This is a genomic window from Photorhabdus hindustanensis, from assembly GCF_002968995.1.
GTDB lineage: Bacteria > Pseudomonadota > Gammaproteobacteria > Enterobacterales > Enterobacteriaceae > Photorhabdus > Photorhabdus akhurstii.
In genome coordinates this window covers 1-2,441 of record NZ_PUWT01000176.1, presented here as the reverse complement: position 1 = coordinate 2,441, position 2,441 = coordinate 1, and the positions used below count along the sequence as shown (strand labels likewise).

The 2,441-nt window shown below is 57.9% G+C and carries 1 protein-coding gene and 1 pseudogene; both read left to right on the top strand.

Features of this window, described 5'->3' with window-relative positions; genetic code table 11:
• A pseudogene (locus tag C6H66_RS25085) lies at positions 1 to 1,952 on the top strand (DNA primase); the annotation flags it as partial.
• Positions 1,939 to 2,441, top strand: a 503-nt coding sequence (locus tag C6H66_RS25080) for a site-specific integrase (RefSeq protein WP_181150315.1), incomplete at its 3' end; no start/stop codon positions are given. The pseudogene C6H66_RS25085 and the gene C6H66_RS25080, both read left to right, overlap by 14 nt.

Here is a 2,441-nt window from a genome sequence, read left to right as displayed (position 1 = left end):
GTCTGGCGGGTASGGGGATGAAAAAATCGCCGGTGCCCGATGTGATGAAAGTCAATGTGCAGGTGCGGGATGAAACGTCCGGCCTGTTCCATGTGGATACGCTGGACATGTATCACGCGCGGCATCGTCAGAACTACATCAGCACGGCGGCGCAAGAGCTGGAATGCGAGCTGTCGGTCATCAAACGCGAAGCCGGGCGGGTATTACTGATGCTGGAGCAGCAACAGGATGCGCAACAGCAAGCCGACGCCGAAGCCTCAGGGACAACGGCAGTCACGGTCAGCGCGGAAGACGAAGCCGCCGCGCTGGCGTTGCTGACATCACCGAACTTAACAGAACAAATTATCCACGACATGGCCGCCTGCGGGGTGGTCGGCGAATCCACCAATCTGCTGACCGGGTATCTGGCGGCGGTCTCGCGCAAACTCGATAAACCGCTGGCCGTGTTAATCCAGAGCAGCAGCGCGGCAGGCAAGAGCAGCCTGATGGATGCCGTGCTGAACCTGATGCCGGAAGAGGAGCGTATCCAGTACTCGGCGATGACCGGGCAGAGCCTCTACTATCTGGGGGAAACCAGCCTGCAACACAAAATCCTGGCGATAGCCGAAGAGGAAGGCGTGCGGCAGGCGGCCTATGCCCTGAAACTGTTACAGTCGGACGGCGAACTGAAAATCGCGTCAACGGGCAAGAACGAACAGAGCGGCGAACTGGTGACGCGGGAATACAAGGTACAGGGCCCGGTGATGCTGATGCTGACCACCACCGCCATTGATGTGGATGAAGAGCTGCTGAACCGCTGTCTGGTGCTGACGGTCAACGAATCGCGCGAACAGACGCAGGCCATCCACGCCATGCAGCGGCACCGTCAGACACTGGCCGGGTTGCTGGCTGACTCGGAGAAAAGCTATCTGACGCAGTTACACCAGAACGCCCAGCGCCTGTTAAGGCCGCTGAAAGTGGTGAATCCGTATGCGCACCAGCTCACTTTTTTAAGCGATAAAACGCGGATGCGGCGCGACCATATGAAATACCTCACCTTAATACAGGCCATTGCCTTACTGCACCAGTATCAACGTGAAGTGAAGAAAACCACCCACCGCGGGCAAGTCATCGAATATATCGAAGTCACCCAGGACGACATTACCCTGGCTAACCGGCTGGCGCATGAGGTGCTGGGGCGCACGCTGGATGAAATGCCGCCGCAGACGCGTAAGCTGTTGCTGCTGATACAGGCGATGGTGAACGAACAAGCCCAAATCCAGCACTGCCAGCCAAACGAAGTGCGCTTTACCCGACGGGATATCCGCGCCTTTACCCACTGGAGCGACAGCCAGCTCAAAAACCACTGTCAACGGCTGACGGAAATGGAATACCTGCTGTCGCATGGCGGCAGCCGGGGGCACCTGTTGCATTATGAACTGCTGTGGGACGGGGAAGACAACGGCGCGGCGCACCTGTGCGGCCTGCTGGATGTCGGAGAACCGGACTCAGAAACGGCAGGCAGTGAACGCAAGTCTGACCCGGAAGGTGGCAAGTCTTCCCCAAGTCTGGGGCAAGTCTGGTCTAAGTCTGGGGAAGAAAAACCCGCGTCAGCCCAGACAGTACAAGGGCCGGCGGGTGAACAAGTCCGGGCAGATGAAAACGCAGTTATCAGGGAAAATAATCACGGAGACGCATTGCCCGTGCCCGACAGGGATAAAACGCCGGCAGCCGTCCCGACAGGTCAGGAGAGCAAGTCTGACTTAAATGAACACAAGTCTGCCTCAAGTCTGGGTCAAGTTCGGGTCAAGTCTGGGGTGAAAAAATCCCCATCAGGGCAGACAGAACACGGGTTCAGCGTGCCGCAAGTCGGGGTAACGGAAGACACAGTGATAAAAGGAAAAAAGAAAACGCGCCCCTTGTCTGCGCCCGCCACTCAATCTCAACCGGAGGTCAATCATGGCAAACCGTAAACCGCGCAAAGGAAGTCTCCTGACCGTCGATGACGTCTACCGTCAGCCGGTGGGTCCGGCACATGACCCGAAGAGCCTGTATGCGTTGCTGCTGCGCTTTGTGGCGTGGCGGCAGGAGCGGAACTGGTCGGAAACCACGCTGAAAGTACAGACCCATCACACCTATCGCTTCATCCTGTGGGCCACGGAACGGGGCCTGTACTATGCCGCGGATATCACGCGGCCGATACTGGAACGTTACCAGCGCTACCTGTACCAGTACCGCAAGACCAACGGAGAGCCGCTGAGCATCCGCACCCAACGCACGCAGTTGCAGCCGTTACAGGTGTGGTTCAAATGGCTGACGAAACAGAATCTGATACTGGCGAACCCGGCAGCGGACATTGAGTTGCCGCGGGAAGAAAAACGGCTGCCAAAGTATATCCTGAGCATTGATGAAATCGAGCATATCCTGTCGCTGCCTGACCCGCATACGTTGCAGGGCGCGCG